The 15,859-nt window shown below is 61.7% G+C and carries 20 protein-coding genes; 18 read left to right on the top strand and 2 right to left on the bottom strand.

Annotated elements, in window-relative coordinates; genetic code table 11:
* The first annotated feature begins 209 nt into the window (after window positions 1-209).
* The 7 genes from gshB (at window position 210) to AB7M25_RS02290 (ending at window position 6,217) form a co-directional block, all read left to right on the top strand.
* Window positions 210-1,163, top strand: coding sequence for a glutathione synthase (gshB, locus tag AB7M25_RS02320; protein WP_104450132.1), 954 nt, complete (start codon window positions 210-212; stop codon window positions 1,161-1,163).
* Window positions 1,164-1,227: 64 nt separating this feature from the next.
* A complete protein-coding gene (locus AB7M25_RS02315; RefSeq protein ID WP_104450133.1) occupies window positions 1,228-2,127 on the top strand; it encodes an energy transducer TonB in 900 nt (299 codons plus the stop codon).
* A gap of 182 nt (window positions 2,128-2,309) precedes the next feature.
* Window positions 2,310-2,882, top strand: a complete 573-nt coding sequence (locus tag AB7M25_RS02310) for a YqgE/AlgH family protein (RefSeq protein WP_429517813.1) — start codon at window positions 2,310-2,312, stop codon at window positions 2,880-2,882.
* Window positions 2,882-3,319: a Holliday junction resolvase RuvX gene (gene ruvX / locus AB7M25_RS02305; RefSeq protein WP_007975412.1), complete on the top strand. Its 438-nt coding sequence runs from the start codon at window positions 2,882-2,884 to the stop codon at window positions 3,317-3,319. The genes AB7M25_RS02310 and ruvX overlap by 1 nt, the downstream gene beginning before the upstream one ends.
* A gap of 79 nt (window positions 3,320-3,398) precedes the next feature.
* The gene (gene pyrR, locus AB7M25_RS02300) at window positions 3,399-3,902 is read left to right on the top strand and encodes a bifunctional pyr operon transcriptional regulator/uracil phosphoribosyltransferase PyrR (protein ID WP_429388400.1); all 504 of its coding nucleotides are present in this window, start codon (window positions 3,399-3,401) and stop codon (window positions 3,900-3,902) included.
* A gap of 27 nt (window positions 3,903-3,929) precedes the next feature.
* Window positions 3,930-4,949 carry an aspartate carbamoyltransferase catalytic subunit gene (locus AB7M25_RS02295; protein ID WP_104450136.1) on the top strand — a complete coding sequence of 340 codons (1,020 nt, stop codon included), beginning with the start codon at window positions 3,930-3,932 and terminating at the stop codon, window positions 4,947-4,949.
* Complete coding sequence (locus AB7M25_RS02290) at window positions 4,946-6,217, top strand: dihydroorotase (RefSeq protein WP_102699956.1); 1,272 nt, start codon at window positions 4,946-4,948, stop codon at window positions 6,215-6,217. Before AB7M25_RS02295 ends, AB7M25_RS02290 begins: the two co-directional genes overlap by 4 nt.
* Before the next feature lie 73 nt (window positions 6,218-6,290).
* On the opposite strand, the gene AB7M25_RS02285 is transcribed toward AB7M25_RS02290, so the two are convergent.
* The gene (locus AB7M25_RS02285) at window positions 6,291-6,722 is read right to left on the bottom strand and encodes an NINE protein (RefSeq protein ID WP_454236940.1); all 432 of its coding nucleotides are present in this window, start codon (window positions 6,720-6,722) and stop codon (window positions 6,291-6,293) included.
* Window positions 6,723-6,973: 251 nt separating this feature from the next.
* On the opposite strand from AB7M25_RS02285, the gene AB7M25_RS02280 reads away from it, so the two are divergent.
* On the top strand, window positions 6,974-7,594 hold the full coding sequence (locus AB7M25_RS02280) for a C40 family peptidase (RefSeq protein WP_454236939.1): 621 nt from the start codon (window positions 6,974-6,976) through the stop codon (window positions 7,592-7,594).
* A gap of 171 nt (window positions 7,595-7,765) precedes the next feature.
* Here AB7M25_RS02280 and AB7M25_RS02275 read toward each other — a convergent pair whose 3' ends face one another.
* The gene (locus AB7M25_RS02275; protein ID WP_429388391.1) at window positions 7,766-8,800 is read right to left on the bottom strand and encodes a type IV pilus twitching motility protein PilT; all 1,035 of its coding nucleotides are present in this window, start codon (window positions 8,798-8,800) and stop codon (window positions 7,766-7,768) included.
* A 56-nt stretch (window positions 8,801-8,856) separates the two neighbouring features.
* Between AB7M25_RS02275 and AB7M25_RS02270 the strand changes: the two genes are divergently transcribed.
* The 10 genes from AB7M25_RS02270 to AB7M25_RS02225 all read left to right on the top strand — a co-directional run bounded on the left by AB7M25_RS02270 (window position 8,857) and on the right by AB7M25_RS02225 (window position 15,805).
* Window positions 8,857-9,543 carry a YggS family pyridoxal phosphate-dependent enzyme gene (locus tag AB7M25_RS02270; RefSeq protein ID WP_429560375.1) on the top strand — a complete coding sequence of 229 codons (687 nt, stop codon included), beginning with the start codon at window positions 8,857-8,859 and terminating at the stop codon, window positions 9,541-9,543.
* 35 nt (window positions 9,544-9,578) lie between these two features.
* Window positions 9,579-10,397, top strand: coding sequence for a pyrroline-5-carboxylate reductase (gene proC, locus AB7M25_RS02265; RefSeq protein WP_429519170.1), 819 nt, complete (start codon window positions 9,579-9,581; stop codon window positions 10,395-10,397).
* A 10-nt stretch (window positions 10,398-10,407) separates the two neighbouring features.
* Entirely contained in the window at window positions 10,408-10,998 is a 591-nt protein-coding gene (locus AB7M25_RS02260) for a YggT family protein (RefSeq protein WP_007975402.1), read from the top strand.
* A 4-nt stretch (window positions 10,999-11,002) separates the two neighbouring features.
* Window positions 11,003-11,290, top strand: a complete 288-nt coding sequence (locus tag AB7M25_RS02255; RefSeq protein WP_429388386.1) for a DUF167 domain-containing protein — start codon at window positions 11,003-11,005, stop codon at window positions 11,288-11,290.
* Window positions 11,291-11,448: 158 nt separating this feature from the next.
* Window positions 11,449-12,588: a homoserine O-succinyltransferase MetX gene (gene metX, locus AB7M25_RS02250; RefSeq protein ID WP_218473274.1), complete on the top strand. Its 1,140-nt coding sequence runs from the start codon at window positions 11,449-11,451 to the stop codon at window positions 12,586-12,588.
* Between the two features lie 7 nt (window positions 12,589-12,595).
* Window positions 12,596-13,216 (top strand): methionine biosynthesis protein MetW, encoded by a 621-nt coding sequence (gene metW, locus AB7M25_RS02245; RefSeq protein ID WP_223456686.1) that lies wholly within the window; start codon window positions 12,596-12,598, stop codon window positions 13,214-13,216.
* Between the two features lie 26 nt (window positions 13,217-13,242).
* Window positions 13,243-13,677 (top strand): DUF4426 domain-containing protein, encoded by a 435-nt coding sequence (locus tag AB7M25_RS02240; RefSeq protein ID WP_429388383.1) that lies wholly within the window; start codon window positions 13,243-13,245, stop codon window positions 13,675-13,677.
* Window positions 13,674-14,270: an RdgB/HAM1 family non-canonical purine NTP pyrophosphatase gene (gene rdgB, locus AB7M25_RS02235; protein WP_007975395.1), complete on the top strand. Its 597-nt coding sequence runs from the start codon at window positions 13,674-13,676 to the stop codon at window positions 14,268-14,270. Before AB7M25_RS02240 ends, rdgB begins: the two co-directional genes overlap by 4 nt.
* Window positions 14,267-15,472: a radical SAM family heme chaperone HemW gene (hemW, locus tag AB7M25_RS02230; RefSeq protein WP_429388380.1), complete on the top strand. Its 1,206-nt coding sequence runs from the start codon at window positions 14,267-14,269 to the stop codon at window positions 15,470-15,472. Before rdgB ends, hemW begins: the two co-directional genes overlap by 4 nt.
* 9 nt (window positions 15,473-15,481) lie before the next feature.
* Complete coding sequence (locus tag AB7M25_RS02225; protein WP_429388379.1) at window positions 15,482-15,805, top strand: DUF3392 domain-containing protein; 324 nt, start codon at window positions 15,482-15,484, stop codon at window positions 15,803-15,805.
* The last annotated feature ends 54 nt before the right edge of the window (window positions 15,806-15,859 follow it).

Below are 15,859 nucleotides of genomic sequence, written 5' to 3'. Positions count from 1 at the left end.
GGAACGATGGTTTTTCCTTGACCGCAAACACACTCAGCGCCACTCTGACGCCACTTTTATACGCTGATCTTTTGTAGGAGCGAGCTTGCTCGCGATGATCGCCAACGATGACGCGGGCTGGCTGGATAAGCGTGTTGTTCTCGGGTTCATCGCGAGCAAGCTCGCTCCTGCAGAGATCAACATAGCTCCCAAATTTCGAGGAAAACCCAATGAGCGTTCGCGTCGGGATTGTCATGGACCCTATCGCCAGCATTTCCTATAAAAAGGATAGCTCGCTGGCCATGCTGCTGGCCGCGCAGAAGCGTGGCTGGGAGCTGTTCTACATGGAACAGCGCGACCTGTATCAGGGCGAAGGTGAGGCCCGGGCGCGGATGCGTCCGCTGCAGGTGTTCGCCAATCCGGAAAAATGGTTCGAACTGGGCGCCGAAAACGACGCGCTGCTGAGCGATCTGGACGTGATCCTGATGCGCAAGGATCCGCCGTTCGACATGGAGTTCGTCTACTCCACCTATTTGCTGGAACAGGCCGAGCGCGCCGGTGTGCTGGTGGTCAACAAGCCGCAGAGCCTGCGCGACTGCAACGAAAAACTGTTCGCCACGCTGTTCCCGCAGTGCACGCCGCCGACCGTGGTCAGCCGCCGCGCCGATGTGTTGCGTGAGTTCGCCGCCAAACACGGCGATGTGATCCTCAAGCCGCTGGACGGCATGGGCGGCACATCGATCTTCCGTCACCGCGCGGGCGATCCGAACCTGTCGGTGATCCTCGAAACCCTCACGGCCCTCGGCGCCCAGCAGATCATGGGCCAGGCCTACCTGCCGGCCATCAAGGACGGCGACAAGCGCATCCTGATGATCGACGGCGAGCCTGTGGATTATTGCCTGGCACGAATTCCGGCCCAGGGCGAAACCCGTGGCAACCTCGCCGCCGGCGGCCGTGGCGAAGCCCGTCCGCTGACCGACAAGGATCGCTGGATCGCCGCACAAGTCGGCCCGACCCTGCGTGAAAAAGGCCTGTTGTTCGTTGGCCTGGACGTGATCGGCGAGCACCTGACCGAGATCAACGTCACCAGCCCGACCTGCATCCGCGAAATTGACAATGCCTTTGGCACCGATATCGGCGGCCTGCTGATGGATGCCATCGATCAGAAGCTCAAGGCACGTTGATTAGCCAAACCAACATTGCGTTATCATGCGCGGCCTGTGAAAACGCGATGTTGGTTTCCTTGTCATGACCCTCCCGTCCGATCTGCCTGTCGAACTCGCCCACCGTGGCGTGCGCCCGGCCGATCGCCTCGGTTTTACCCTGTTCCTGGCGGCGCTGATCCACCTGGCCTTGCTGCTGGGTGTCGGGTTTGCCGTGGTCGAGCCCAAGCAGATCAGCAAAACCCTGGAAATCACCCTCGCCACCTTCAAAAGCGAAAAGAAGCCCGAGAAAGCCGATTTCCTGGCCCAGGAGAATCAGCAAGGCAGCGGCACCCTGGATAAAAAGGCGATTCCCAAGACCACCGAGGTCGCGCCCTTCCAGGACAACAAGGTACAGAAAGTCACGCCACCGCCGGCCGCCAAGCCTGAAGTGCAGGTAGCCCCACCGAAGGCTGCCGTGACCACCGTGGCGCCGAAGCCGAAAAAAGCCCCCGCCAAGACCGAGGAGCCCAAGACCGAGGTCAAACCCCAGGTCCAGGCGCCGACGTTCGACAGCGAGCAACTGTCCAGCGACATCGCCAGCCTCGAAGCGGAACTGGCCGCCGAACAACAACTGTACGCCAAGCGCCCGCGCATCCACCGCTTGAGCGCCGCCTCGACCATGCGCGACAAGGGCGCCTGGTACAAGGACGAATGGCGCAAGAAAGTCGAGCGCATCGGCAACCTCAATTACCCCGACGAAGCACGGCGCAAACAGATCTACGGCAATTTGCGCCTGATGGTGTCGATCAACCGTGACGGTTCACTGTATGAGGTGCTGGTGCTGGAATCTTCAGGCCAGCCGCTGCTGGACCAGGCGGCGCAACGGATCGTCCGGCTGGCGGCGCCGTTCGCCCCCTTTACCGGGGATCTGTCGGATGTTGACCGGCTGGAGATCATCCGGACCTGGAAGTTTGCCCGCGGCGACCGACTCTCAAGTAACTGACCCGCACAAATCCCCCTGCAGGAGCGAGCTTGCTCGCGATGGTCGCCAATGATAACGCTGCAAGCCTGACACCCCGCAGTGTTCTCAGGTTCATCGCGAGCAAGCTCGCTCCTACAGAATTACGGTATTTCCTGTGCATCCCCGGCTTGTCAGTTCGCCCCTCGAACGCCACACTAGCGCACATGAAAAACGTCAGCCCCAGCTACCTCAAGCATCAATTCCTGATCGCCATGCCGCACATGGCCGACCCGAACTTTGCGCACACCTTGACCTACATCGTCGAGCACACGGCCAATGGTGCCATGGGGCTGGTGGTCAACCGTCCGCAAGAGCTGAACCTGGCCGATATCCTTGAGCAATTACGCCCGGAAATCGAACCGCCAGCGCTCTGCCAGCATGTACCGATCTTCGTCGGCGGCCCGGTGCAAACCGATCGCGGCTTCGTCCTTCACCCCAAGGGGCAGAGTTTCCAGGCGACCGTTGATCTGGAAGATGAGTTGTCCCTGTCGACGTCCCAGGACGTACTGTTCGCCATCGCCGACGGCGTCGGCCCGGCAAAAAGCCTGATCGCCCTCGGTTATGCCGGCTGGGAAGCCGGGCAACTGGAGGCCGAACTGGCCCAGAACGCCTGGCTGAACTGCCCGTTTGACGCCGACATCCTGTTCAACACCAGCAGCGAACTTCGCCTGGAAGCGGCTGCCAGACACCTGGGCGTCAACCTCAGCCTGCTGACCAGCCAGGCGGGGCACGCCTGATGGCCCTGAAGCTGATTCTGGGTTTTGACTACGGCACCAAACAGATCGGCGTTGCGGTCGGCCAGGTGATTACCGGTCAGGCCCGTGAGCTGTGCACCCTGAAAGCGCAGAACGGCATTCCTGACTGGAACCAGGTCGAAGCCCTCATCAAAGAGTGGAAACCCGATGCCGTGGTGGTCGGCCTGCCGCTGAACATGGACGGCACGCCCAGCGACATGTGCGCCCGCGCGGAAAAATTCGCCCGGCGCCTGAACGGCCGCTTCAACCTGCCCTTCTATACCCACGATGAACGCCTGACCACCTTCGAGGCCAAGGGCGAACGCCTGGCTCGTGGCGGCCAGAAAGGCAGTTACCGCGACAACCCGGTCGACGCCATCGCCGCCGCCCTGCTGCTGCAAGGCTGGCTCGACGAAAATGGCGCACTGTTCGAATCCTGAAGAGCCGCGATGCGTCTCTCTTAGCTACAACCCGAGCCACCTTGCGTGAAACCCGGCTCGGGCCCAAGAAGGAGCAACCATGAGCCTGCCCAATCCCGCCGAACTGATCAGCCAGATGGCCACGCGCCTGAAGGCTCACCTGGAACACCGTGGCATCAGCGACCCGCGTTTCATCGGCATTCGTACCGGCGGCGTCTGGGTGGCCCAGGCCCTGCTCAGGGAACTGGGCAGCAATGAACCCCTCGGCACCCTGGACGTGTCCTTCTACCGCGACGATTTCAGCCAGAACGGCCTGCACCCTCAGGTTCGCCCTTCGGCGCTGCCGTTCGAGATCGAAGGCCAGCACCTGGTGCTGATCGACGACGTGCTGATGAGCGGCCGGACCATCCGCGCCGCCATGAACGAACTGTTCGACTACGGCCGCCCGGCCAGCGTGACGCTGGTGTGCCTGCTGGACCTGGACGCCGGCGAACTGCCGATCCGCCCGAACGTGGTGGGCGCGACCCTGTCGCTGGCCGCTCATGAACGGGTGAAGCTGTCCGGCCCGGAACTCGCGCTCGAACTGCAAGACCTCGCCCTTTAATTCGCCCTATTGAGAGTCCCCCTTGCGATGACGCCTCTAGACACCAAGCGCCCGCTGCAGCTCAATGATCAGGGCCAGCTGCGCCATTTCCTCTCGCTCGACGGTTTGCGCCGTGAGCTGTTGACGGAAATCCTCGATACCGCCGACTCCTTCCTCGAAGTCGGCGCCCGGGCGGTCAAGAAAGTCCCGTTGCTGCGCGGCAAGACCGTGTGCAACGTGTTCTTCGAGAACTCGACCCGTACCCGCACTACCTTCGAACTGGCGGCCCAGCGGCTCTCGGCGGACGTGATCACCCTCAACGTGTCCACGTCGTCGGCGAGCAAGGGCGAGACCCTGCTCGACACCCTGCGCAACCTGGAAGCCATGGCCGCCGACATGTTCGTCGTGCGCCACGGTGATTCCGGCGCCGCGCACTTCATCGCCGAGCATGTCTGCCCGCAAGTGGCGATCATCAACGGTGGCGACGGCCGGCACGCGCACCCGACCCAGGGCATGCTCGACATGCTGACGATCCGTCGACACAAGGGCGGGTTCGAAAATCTTTCGGTGGCCATCGTCGGCGACATCCTGCACTCGCGGGTGGCGCGTTCGAACATGCTGGCCCTGAAAACCCTCGGTTGCCCGGACATCCGCGTGATTGCGCCGAAGACCCTGCTGCCGATCGGCATCGAGCAATACGGTGTGAAGGTCTACACCGACATGACCGAAGGCCTGAAGGACGTCGACGTGGTGATCATGTTGCGTCTGCAGCGTGAACGCATGACCGGCGGCCTGCTGCCGAGCGAGGGCGAGTTCTACCGCCTGTTCGGCCTGACCACCGCGCGCCTGGCCGGCGCCAAACCCGATGCCATCGTGATGCACCCGGGGCCGATCAACCGCGGCGTGGAAATCGAGTCGGCAGTGGCCGACGGCCCGCACTCGGTGATCCTCAACCAGGTGACCTACGGGATCGCCATTCGCATGGCCGTGCTGTCCATGGCCATGAGCGGGCAGACTGCGCAGCGTCAATTCGAGCAGGGCCAATTCGAACAGGAGAACGCACAGTGAAGCTCAGCATTCTCGGCGCCCGCGTGATCGATCCGGCCAGCGGCCTGGATCAAGTGACCGATATCCACATTGAAGCCTGCAAAGTCGTCGCCCTTGGCGCGGCGCCCGCCGGTTTTGTCGCCGTCGACACGATCGACGCCAAAGGCCTGGTGGCCGCTCCCGGCCTGGTCGACCTCAACGTTGCCCTGCGCGAGCCGGGTTACAGCCGCAAAGGCTCGATTGTCAGCGAAACCCGCGCGGCGGCGGCTGGCGGCGTAACCAGCCTGTGCTGCCCACCGAAGACCAAACCGGTGCTGGACACCTCGGCGGTGGCCGAACTGATCCTCGACCGCGCCCGTGAGGCCGGCAACACCAAAGTCTTCCCGATTGGCGCCCTGAGCAAAGGCCTGGACGGTGAGCAACTGGCCGAGCTGGTTGCCTTGCGCGACGCCGGTTGCGTGGCCTTCGGCAACGGCCTGGAGAGCTTCCGCAACACCCGCACCCTGTGCCGGGCACTGGACTACGCGGCCACTTTCGACCTGACGGTGATTTTCAACTCCCAGGATCACGACCTGGCCGAAGGTGGCCTGGCTCACGAAGGCCCGACCGCCAGTTTCCTCGGCTTGCCGGGCATCCCGGAAAGCGCCGAAACCGTCGCCCTGGCCCGGGACCTGCTGCTGGTTGAACAGACCGGCGTGCGCGCGCACTTCAGCCAGCTCACCAGTGCCCGCGGCGTGGAACTGATCGCCCAGGCCCAGGCCCGGGGCCTGAAGGTGACCGCGGATGTCGCCCTGTACCAGCTGATCCTGACCGACGAAGCCCTGATCGACTTCAGCAGCCTGTATCACGTCCAGCCGCCGCTACGCACCCGCGCGGACCGCGATGGCCTGCGCGCAGCGGTGAAATCCGGCGTGATCTCGGCCATCTCCAGCCATCACCAACCCCATGAGCGTGATGCCAAACTGGCCCCGTTCGGCGCCACCGAGCCGGGCATCAGCAGCGTTGAACTGCTGCTGCCACTGGCGATGACCTTGGTCGAAGACGGCTTGCTGGACCTGCCGACGTTGCTGAAACGCCTGAGCGCCGGCCCTGCCGAGGCCTTGCGCCTGCCGGCAGGCAAACTGGCGGTGGGTGGTGCGGCGGACATCGTGCTGTTCGACCCGGCGGCCTCGACCGTCGCGGGTGAAACCTGGTTGTCGAAGGGCGAGAACTGCCCGTTCATTGGCCACAGCCTGCCGGGCGTGGTGCGTTACACCCTGGTGGATGGGCGCATTAGCCACCAGGCGTAATACCGCGTTGCTCCAATCGCCGGCAAGCCGGCTCCTACAAATCCAGCGTAGGAGCCGGCTTGCCGGCGATGACTTACTGAAAGGCGCCGCGGCGCTGCGCGTTACGCACGGAAACCTGGTCATTCAACGTCCAGAAGTCATACAGCACCCCGAGAAAGAACAACCCGCCGGTGAGCAGGTACAGCAGCCCGCTGATCCATTTCCCCTGATACATCCGGTGCACACCGAACACCCCGAGAAACGTCAGCAGAATCCACGCCACGTTGTATTCGATCGGCCCGGCGGTGAACCGCAGGTCCGCTTCACGGTCCATGGACGGGATCAGGAACAGGTCGATCAGCCAGCCGATGCCCAGCAAACCAAAGGTGAAGAACCAGATCGTCCCAGTCACCGGCTTGCCGTAATAGAAGCGGTGAGCGCCGGTAAATCCGAAAATCCACAGCAAATAACCGATCACTTTGCTGTGGGTGTCTTGCTGCGGAAAAGTCTGTTGATAGGGGTTCATGAATGGCCTCGATTCACGCGATAGATAAATATTCTTCAATTCTTTGTGACTTTTTTACAGGCACCCGACGTATGGCAAATGCTACCTTCACTCCCGTCAAAGCCTTGTAACACCGGACTTCTGTCCGACAATTGCGCCATTTTGCCGCTTTTTTGCCACCATTGTCCCCCAGGTTGAATCGACCAACGGCCTCGGAAGCGGCAAAAAAGCTGTTATAAAGTTGCGCGCTAACTTATTAAGAGCCTTGCCTAATGCGTTCATTTTTCAAGACATGGCTAACCATTTGCCTTTTGATGCCACTGGCCGCCCACGCCACCAATCGTGAGCAACGTCTTCCTAACGTTAATGGTTACACCCCAAAATCCCATGCCTCTGCTCCTTCGAGCAAAGACAAGAAATCCGCCAAATATGCTCCAAGCCTGGCCAACAGCAAAAGCGGTCTGGTTCCACCGATGGGCACCAAGGAAAGCAGCGACGTGCTCAGCCGCGCGGTGAACGTCCTTGGCACTCCCTATCGTTGGGGCGGCAGCAGCCCAAGCAAAGGCTTCGATTGCAGCGGCCTGGTGAAATATGCATTCAACGACGCCACGTTCGACCTGCCACGCACCTCCAACGCCATGGCCAGCGGTCATGGGGAAAAAGTTGATCGCAACGACCTGAAGCCGGGCGACCTGATTTTCTTCAACATCAAGAGCCGCCGGGTCAATCACGTCGCCATCTACCTGGGCAACGACCGTTTCATCCACGCGCCACGTCGCGGCAAATCGGTGAGCATCGACACCTTGAAGAAACCGTACTGGGAAAACCACTACGTGGTTGCCAAGCGGGTTCTGCCGAAAGAACCGAATCAGTTGCGGGTTGTTCAGCGCTGAGCTGAAATTCCCGTCGCGATCCGGAATTGCGTTGAACACGATGGCCCCTTCGCGAGCAAGTCGGATCGCCGCACCGCCGCTCCCACTTTGGAATGCATTCCCCTGTGGGAGCGGCGGTGCGGCGATCCGACTTGCTCGCGAAGAGGCCCTTGAAAGCACCACACATCCTCCTCAAAACCCCTCCGGCGACCGCGCCTTCTCCTGCGCATGATCACGACTGATCAACCCCCTGTTCACCAGGTCCTTCAAGCTCATATCCAGCGTCTGCATTCCCAACGCCCCTCCCGACTGAATCGCCGAGTACATCTGCGCCACCTTGTCCTCGCGGATCAGGTTGCGGATCGCCGACGTCCCCAGCATGATTTCGTGGGCCGCGACGCGTCCGCCGCCGACCTTCTTCACCAGCGTCTGGGACACCACCGCCAGCAGCGACTCAGAGAGCATCGAGCGCACCATTGACTTCTCGTCCCCCGGAAACACGTCCACTACCCGGTCAATGGTCTTGGCCGCCGACGTGGTGTGCAGCGTGCCGAACACCAGATGGCCGGTTTCGGCGGCGGTCAACGCCAGGCGTATGGTTTCCAGATCGCGCATCTCCCCCACCAGAATCACGTCCGGGTCCTCCCGCAATGCCGAGCGCAAGGCCGTGGCGAAGCTGCGGGTATCGCGGTGGACCTCACGCTGGTTGATCAGGCACTTGCGCGGCTCGTGGACAAACTCGATAGGGTCTTCAATGGTGAGGATGTGGTGATGGCGATGGTTATTGAGGTAGTCGATCATCGCCGCCAGCGTGGTGGACTTTCCGGAGCCGGTCGGGCCGGTCACCAGCACCAGGCCACGGGGAGCGTCGGTCATTTTGCGAAACACTTCTCCCATGCCCAGTTCGTCCATGCTCTGCACTTTCGCCGCAATGGTGCGAAACACTGCACCCGCGCCACGGCTCTGATTGAACGCATTGGCCCGAAAACGCGCCACACCGGGCACTTCAAAGGAAAAATCGATTTCCAGATGCTTCTCAAAGTCCAGCCGCTGGGTGTCATTCATGATGGCATCGATCAGCGCCTGCACCTGTTGGTGGTCCAGGGCCGGCAGGTTGATGCGCCGCACATCGCCATCCACCCGAATCATCGGTGGCAGGCCAGCAGACAAATGCAGGTCCGATGCCCCCTGTTTGGCGCTGAACGCCAGCAGTTCAGTGATATCCATAGCGCCTCTCAATTCCAGTAGAATGCCGCGAACCTTCAGACCGCTGGCGCCTCTTGATGTCCACCATAGCAGACAACATTCTCGAAGTTAGTTCGCGCATCCATGCCGCAACACTTGCCGCCAATCGCGCCGAAAACAGCGTCCATCTGCTGGCCGTGAGCAAGACCAAACCTGCACAAGACCTGCGTGAAGCCTACGCCGCCGGCCTGCGCGACTTTGGCGAGAACTACCTGCAGGAAGCGCTGGGCAAACAGCTTGAACTGGCCGACCTGCCCTTGATCTGGCACTTCATCGGCCCCATTCAATCGAACAAGACTCGTGCTATCGCCGAGCACTTCGACTGGGTGCATTCCGTGGATCGTTTGAAAATCGCGCAACGCCTGTCCGAACAACGTCCTGCCGATTTGCCGCCCCTGAATATCTGCATTCAGGTCAACGTCAGCGGCGAAGCCAGCAAATCCGGCTGTACCCCGGCTGACCTGCCGGCCCTGGCCAGTGCCATCAGCGCCCTGCCGCGCCTGACGTTGCGCGGGCTGATGGCCATCCCTGAGCCGACCGAAGATCGCACCGCCCAGGACGCCGCGTTTGCGGCCGTGCAAAGCCTGCAAGCCAGCCTGAATCTGCCACTCGACACACTTTCCATGGGCATGAGCCACGACCTTGAGTCGGCCATTGCCCAGGGCGCCACCTGGGTCCGTATCGGTACGGCCCTGTTTGGCGCCCGTGATTACGATCGGCCATAACCCATGACCGACTCTCTTCTTTATAAGGACCTGACATGAGCAAGACGCGTATTGCCTTTATCGGTGCCGGCAACATGGCCGCCAGCCTGATCGGCGGCCTGCGGGCCAAGGGTCTGGAAGCCGCGCAGATCCGCGCCAGCGATCCGGGCGAAGAAACCCGCGCCCGCGTGAGCGCTGAACACGGCATCGAAACCTTCGCCGACAACGCCCAGGCCATCGAAGGCGCCGACGTCGTCGTCCTTGCGGTCAAGCCGCAGGCGATGAAAGCCGTGTGCGAAGCGATTCGCCCAAGCCTCCAGCCCCATCAACTGGTGGTGTCGATTGCCGCAGGCATCACCTGCGCCAGCATGAACAACTGGCTTGGCGCCCAGCCGATCGTGCGCTGCATGCCCAACACCCCGGCGCTACTGCGTCAGGGCGTGAGCGGTTTGTTCGCAACAGCCCAAGTGACCGCCGAGCAGCGTCAGCAAGCCCAGGAGCTGCTGTCCGCGGTCGGCATCGCCTTATGGCTCAATGAAGAGCAGCAACTGGATGCCGTCACCGCCGTTTCCGGCTCGGGCCCGGCGTATTTCTTCCTGCTGATCGAGGCCATGACCGCCGCCGGCGTGAAACTTGGCCTGCCGGCGGACATCGCCGCACAACTGACCCTGCAAACCGCACTGGGCGCCGCGCACATGGCGGTCTCCAGCGACGTCGACGCAGCCGAGCTGCGCCGCCGTGTCACCTCCCCTGCGGGCACCACGGAAGCTGCAATCAAGTCGTTCCAGGCCAATGGTTTTGAAGCCTTGGTCGAAAAAGCACTCGGCGCTGCCGCGCATCGCTCGGCCGAGATGGCCGAACAACTGGGTCAATAAGGAGCTTTTCATGATTGGATTGAACACCGCAGCGGTCTACGTGCTGCAAACCCTCGGCAGCCTGTACCTGCTGATCGTGCTGATGCGCTTCGTACTGCAACTGGTGCGGGCGAACTTCTACAACCCGATCTGCCAGTTCATCGTCAAGGCCACCCAGCCACTGCTCAAGCCACTGCGCCGGATCATCCCGAGCGTGTTCGGCCTGGACATGTCCTCGCTGGTGTTGGCGATCCTGGTGCAACTGGCACTGATGGCCCTGACCCTGTTGCTGACCTACGGCACCACCGGCAATCCGCTGCAACTGCTGATCTGGTCGATCATCGGTGTGACCGCGCTATTCCTGAACATCTTCTTCTTTGCCCTGATCATCAGTGTGATCCTGTCCTGGGTCGCACCGGGCAGCCATAACCCGGGCGCCGAACTGGTGAACGACGTCTGCGAGCCGGCCCTGGCGCCGTTCCGCAAGTTCCTGCCGAACCTGGGCGGGCTTGATCTGTCGCCGATCTTTGCGTTCCTGGCGATCAAACTGATCGACATGCTGGTGATCAACAACCTCGCCGCCTTGACCATGATGCCGCAAATCCTCCGCGTGTTGATCTGACCCGGTGAGCTGGTTTCGCTGGGACGGTGACGACCTGATTCTGGAGTGTCACCTGCAACCGGCAGCCCGTAGCGATGACTTCGCCGGGCTGCACGGTGATCGCCTGAAGATCCGCCTGACCGCGCCGCCAGTCGAGGGCAAGGCCAACGCGTATCTGATGGCGTTTCTGGCCAAGGCCTTTGGCGTGTCCAAGAGCCAGGTCAGCTTGATCAGTGGCGAGTTGAACCGGCAGAAGCGGGTGCGGATCTGTTCGCCGAAGAAGTTGCCGGACCTTCCCGACCTGAAACGCTGAACCCACTGTAGGAGCCGGCTTGCCAGCGATCCAGGCAACGCGGTGTGTCAGGCCCGCCGCCTCGCCGGCAAGCCGGCTCCTACAGAGGGCAAGGGTTAGCTTGCTGCTAGGGTCGGCGGTCTTTAGACTTACGCCTCATTTCAATGAGAGCAGGGTCGATGCCAGCTGCCTTTCCCCCCGATTCTGTTGGTCTGGTGACGCCGCAAGTGGCGCACTTCAGCGAGCCGCTGGCTTTGGCCTGTGGTCGTTCGCTCCCGGCCTATGACCTGATCTACGAAACCTACGGCACGCTCAACGCCACGGCGAGCAATGCCGTGCTGATCTGCCACGCCTTGTCCGGGCACCACCACGCTGCCGGCTATCACAGCCCCGACGACCGCAAACCCGGTTGGTGGGACAGCTGCATCGGCCCCGGCAAGCCGATCGACACCAACAAGTTCTTCGTGGTCAGCCTGAACAACCTCGGCGGCTGCAACGGCTCCACCGGCCCGAGCAGCATCAACCCGGACACCGGCAAGCCGTTCGGCGCCGATTTCCCGGTATTGACCGTCGAAGATTGGGTGCACAGTCAGGCGCGCCTGGCCGATCGCCTCGGCATCGCCCAGTTCGCGGCCGTGATCGGCGGCAGCCTCGGCGGCATGCAGGCGATGCAATGGAGCATCACCTACCCCGACCGCATCCGTCACTGCCTGGCCATCGCCTCGGCCCCCAAGCTGTCGGCACAGAACATCGCGTTCAACGAAGTGGCGCGCCAGGCGATCCTCACCGACCCGGAGTTCCACGGCGGTTCGTTTCAGGAACAGGGCGTGATCCCCAAGCGCGGCCTGATGCTGGCGCGGATGGTCGGGCACATCACTTACCTGTCCGACGACTCCATGGGCGAGAAATTCGGCCGCGGCCTGAAGAGCGAGAAGCTCAACTACGACTTCCACAGCGTCGAGTTCCAGGTCGAAAGCTACCTGCGCTATCAGGGCGAAGAATTCTCCGGGCGCTTCGATGCCAACACATACCTGTTGATGACCAAGGCGCTCGATTACTTCGATCCGGCGGCGAACTTCGACGATAACCTGGCGAAAACCTTCGAAGGTGCCAAAGCCAAGTTTTGCGTGATGTCGTTCACCACCGACTGGCGCTTCTCCCCTGCCCGCTCGCGGGAACTGGTGGACGCGCTGATGGCCGCGCGCAAGGACGTCTGCTACCTCGAGATCGACGCACCGCAAGGCCACGACGCCTTCCTGATTCCGATCCCGCGCTACCTGCAGGCATTCGGCAATTACATGAACCGCATTACGCTGTGAGAAAGCCATGAGAGCTGATCTGGAAATCATCCAGGAATGGATCCCCGCCGGCAGCCGCGTGCTCGACCTCGGGTGCGGCGATGGCGAACTGCTGACCTGGCTGCGCGACAACAAGCAAGTCACCGGTTATGGCCTGGAAAACGACGCCGACAACATCGCTGAGTGCGTGGCGAAGGGCATCAACGTCATCGAACAGGACCTGGACAAGGGCCTGGGCAACTTCGCCAGCAACAGTTTCGACATCGTGGTCATGACCCAGGCGCTGCAAGCAGTGCACTACCCGGACAGGATCCTCGAAGAAATGCTGCGCGTGGGCCGTCAGTGCATCATCACCTTCCCCAATTTCGGTCACTGGCGCTGCCGCTGGTACCTGGCGAGCAAGGGCCGGATGCCGGTTTCCGAGTTCCTGCCGTACACCTGGTACAACACGCCGAACATCCACTTCTGCACCTTCGCGGACTTTGAAGCCTTGTGTCGCGAACGTGAAGCGAAGGTCATTGATCGGCTTGCCGTGGATCAACAGCATCGGCACGGGTGGGCCAGTAAGCTATGGCCTAATCTGTTAGGTGAGATCGGAATCTACCGCGTCAGCAGTCCGGGACTTTCCGACCACAAGGTCGCGGTCTGATCCACCCTATTTCAAGGAGAACGATCATGGGTCGTCTTGCTTTGTTTCTACTCACTGCCTGCCTGAGCGTCACCGCCATGGGCGCCGAAGCCATCAAGGGCGAGCGCCAGGAAACCTTCGGTGACGTGACGGTGCACTACAACACCTTCAACTCCACCTACCTGACTCCGGACATTGCCAAGTCCGCCGAACTGATCCGCAGCAAGAACCAGGGCGTGATCAATATCTCGGTGCTCAAGGAAGGCAAGCCACTGATGGCCCAGGTGAGCGGTTCGGTCAAAGACCTGACCAGCCAGACGGTGCCACTGCAGTTCAAACAGATCACCGAACAAGGCGCGATCTACTACATCGCGCAATATCCGGTGGATCAGCAGGAAGTCCGCACCTTCGACATCAAGGTGCAGACCGGCGATAAGATCCACACCATCAATTTCAACCAAGAGCTCTTCCCTGGCCAATGATCAATTTCACGCAACTCGTATTGGCCAGCCATAACGCCGGCAAACTCAAGGAACTCCAGGCCATGCTCGGCGAGTCGGTGCATCTGCGCTCGATCGGCGAGTTCAGCAGCGTCGAACCTGAAGAAACCGGTCTGTCGTTCGTCGAGAACGCCATCCTCAAGGCCCGTAATGCCGCACGCATTTCCGGTTTGCCGGCGCTGGCCGACGATTCCGGGCTGGCGGTGGACTTCCTCGGCGGTGCGCCGGGTATCTACTCCGCGCGTTATGCCGACGGCAAGGGCGATGCGGCGAACAACGCCAAGCTCCTCGACGTCTTGAAAGACGTGCCTGAAGCCGAGCGTGGGGCGCAGTTCGTCTGCGTGCTGGCACTGGTACGTCACGCCGACGATCCGCTGCCGATCCTCTGCGAAGGTTTGTGGCACGGGCGAATCCTGACCCAGGCCAGCGGCGAACACGGTTTTGGCTACGACCCGCTGTTCTGGGTGCCGGAGCGCGATTGCTCCAGCGCCGAGCTGAGCCCTGCCGACAAGAACCAGATCAGCCACCGCGCCCGTGCAATGGATCTGCTGCGCCAGCGTCTGGGCTTGAAATGACCCGTGAATCATCCGCGTCGCCGCTGATCTTCGGCGGCGATGCTTCATCGCCCCGGGCGGCACTGCCTGTGCTGCCGCCCCTGGCGCTGTACATCCACATCCCGTGGTGTGTGCGCAAATGCCCTTATTGCGACTTCAACTCCCACACCGCCAGCCCTGTGCTGCCGGAAGAAGAGTATGTCGACGCGTTGCTGGCCGATCTCGACCAGGACCTGCACGCCGTCTATGGCCGTGAACTGAGCTCGATCTTCTTTGGTGGCGGCACGCCGAGCCTGTTCAGTGCCGATTCCCTGGGTCGCTTGCTCAAAGGCGTCGAACAACGCATCCCCTTTGCCAGCGACATCGAAATCACGCTGGAGGCCAATCCGGGGACGTTCGAGCAAGACAAGTTCGTGGCGTACCGAAAACTGGGGATTAATCGCCTGTCGATCGGCATCCAGAGTTTCCAGCAGGAAAAACTCCAGGCTCTGGGCCGGATTCACAACGGCGACGAAGCCGTACGCGCCGCCGGCATGGCGCGGCAGGCCGGCTTCGAAAACTTCAACCTGGACTTGATGCATGGCTTGCCGAATCAGTCCCTGGACGATGCCTTGGCCGACCTGCGCACAGCCATCGCCCTGAAACCGACACACCTGTCGTGGTATCAACTGACCCTGGAACCGAACACGGTGTTCTGGAACCAGCCGCCGACACTGCCGGAAGACGACACGCTGTGGGACATCCAGGAGGCCGGGCAAGCGCTGCTGGCCGAACACGGTTACGCACAGTACGAAGTCTCGGCCTATGCCCTGCCCGGCCGCCCGGCGCGACACAACCTCAACTACTGGAGTTTTGGCGATTTCATCGGCATCGGCGCCGGTGCCCACGGCAAGCTCAGCCACCCGGACGGGCGCATTGTCCGCACCTGGAAAACCCGCCTGCCGAAGGATTACCTGAATCCGGCGAAAAGCTTCCGGGCCGGCGAGAAAGCGCTGGGCAACGATGAAATGCCGTTCGAATTCCTGATGAACGCGCTGCGCCTGACTGAAGGCGTCGAATCGCGGCTGTACCCTGAACGTACCGGCATGACCCTGGAAAGCCTTGCGCAAGGCCGACGTGAAGCCGAACAAAGCGGCCTGTTGCAGGTCGAACCGTCACGCCTGGTCGCCACGATGCGCGGACAACTCTTCCTCAACGACTTGCTGCAGAAATTTCTGACATAAGGAAATCGAATGGATCTGATACTCGACCTGCTGGCCACGGTATCCCGCTGGAGCCGCAGCAACCTCTCGGAAATCGCCCTGGCCCTGGTGGGTTGCCTGCTGGTGCTGTTTGGTGCGGATTTCAAAGGCTGGGTCGAGCAGCGCCTGGGCAGCATCGCCGGCGCCTTGCGCGTGCCACTGATGGCCCTGCTGTGCATGGTCGGCAGCGGTGCAGCGCTGATCTACGCCACGCCATGGGTCGTGCGCGGCTTGAGCCAGTTCAACAACTACAGCCTGGCGCCGGTGTTGTTGGTGGTGTTGGTGTTGATTGGCGTGGTCGCTGACCGCCGCTGACTTCAGCTACACCAAACAACTACTGTAGGAGCGAGCTTGCTCGCGATGATCGTT

It is taken from the genome of Pseudomonas sp. AP3_22 TE3818 (assembly GCF_053628995.1).
The sequence above is the reverse complement of the archived record's forward strand: the minus strand, read 5'-3'. Positions and strand labels throughout refer to the sequence as shown.

Coding starts and splice junctions, on each gene's coding strand:
- gshB (WP_104450132.1), top strand. CDS start 210: ATGAGCGTTCGCGTCGGGATTGTCATGGACCCTATCGCCAGCATTTCC.
- AB7M25_RS02315 (WP_104450133.1), top strand. CDS start 1,228: ATGACCCTCCCGTCCGATCTGCCTGTCGAACTCGCCCACCGTGGCGTG.
- AB7M25_RS02310 (WP_429517813.1), top strand. CDS start 2,310: ATGAAAAACGTCAGCCCCAGCTACCTCAAGCATCAATTCCTGATCGCC.
- ruvX (WP_007975412.1), top strand. CDS start 2,882: ATGGCCCTGAAGCTGATTCTGGGTTTTGACTACGGCACCAAACAGATC.
- pyrR (WP_429388400.1), top strand. CDS start 3,399: ATGAGCCTGCCCAATCCCGCCGAACTGATCAGCCAGATGGCCACGCGC.
- AB7M25_RS02295 (WP_104450136.1), top strand. CDS start 3,930: ATGACGCCTCTAGACACCAAGCGCCCGCTGCAGCTCAATGATCAGGGC.
- AB7M25_RS02285 (WP_454236940.1), bottom strand. CDS start 6,722: ATGAACCCCTATCAACAGACTTTTCCGCAGCAAGACACCCACAGCAAA.
- AB7M25_RS02280 (WP_454236939.1), top strand. CDS start 6,974: ATGCGTTCATTTTTCAAGACATGGCTAACCATTTGCCTTTTGATGCCA.
- AB7M25_RS02275 (WP_429388391.1), bottom strand. CDS start 8,800: ATGGATATCACTGAACTGCTGGCGTTCAGCGCCAAACAGGGGGCATCG.
- AB7M25_RS02270 (WP_429560375.1), top strand. CDS start 8,857: ATGTCCACCATAGCAGACAACATTCTCGAAGTTAGTTCGCGCATCCAT.
- proC (WP_429519170.1), top strand. CDS start 9,579: ATGAGCAAGACGCGTATTGCCTTTATCGGTGCCGGCAACATGGCCGCC.
- AB7M25_RS02260 (WP_007975402.1), top strand. CDS start 10,408: ATGATTGGATTGAACACCGCAGCGGTCTACGTGCTGCAAACCCTCGGC.
- metX (WP_218473274.1), top strand. CDS start 11,449: ATGCCAGCTGCCTTTCCCCCCGATTCTGTTGGTCTGGTGACGCCGCAA.
- metW (WP_223456686.1), top strand. CDS start 12,596: ATGAGAGCTGATCTGGAAATCATCCAGGAATGGATCCCCGCCGGCAGC.
- AB7M25_RS02240 (WP_429388383.1), top strand. CDS start 13,243: ATGGGTCGTCTTGCTTTGTTTCTACTCACTGCCTGCCTGAGCGTCACC.
- rdgB (WP_007975395.1), top strand. CDS start 13,674: ATGATCAATTTCACGCAACTCGTATTGGCCAGCCATAACGCCGGCAAA.
- hemW (WP_429388380.1), top strand. CDS start 14,267: ATGACCCGTGAATCATCCGCGTCGCCGCTGATCTTCGGCGGCGATGCT.
- AB7M25_RS02225 (WP_429388379.1), top strand. CDS start 15,482: ATGGATCTGATACTCGACCTGCTGGCCACGGTATCCCGCTGGAGCCGC.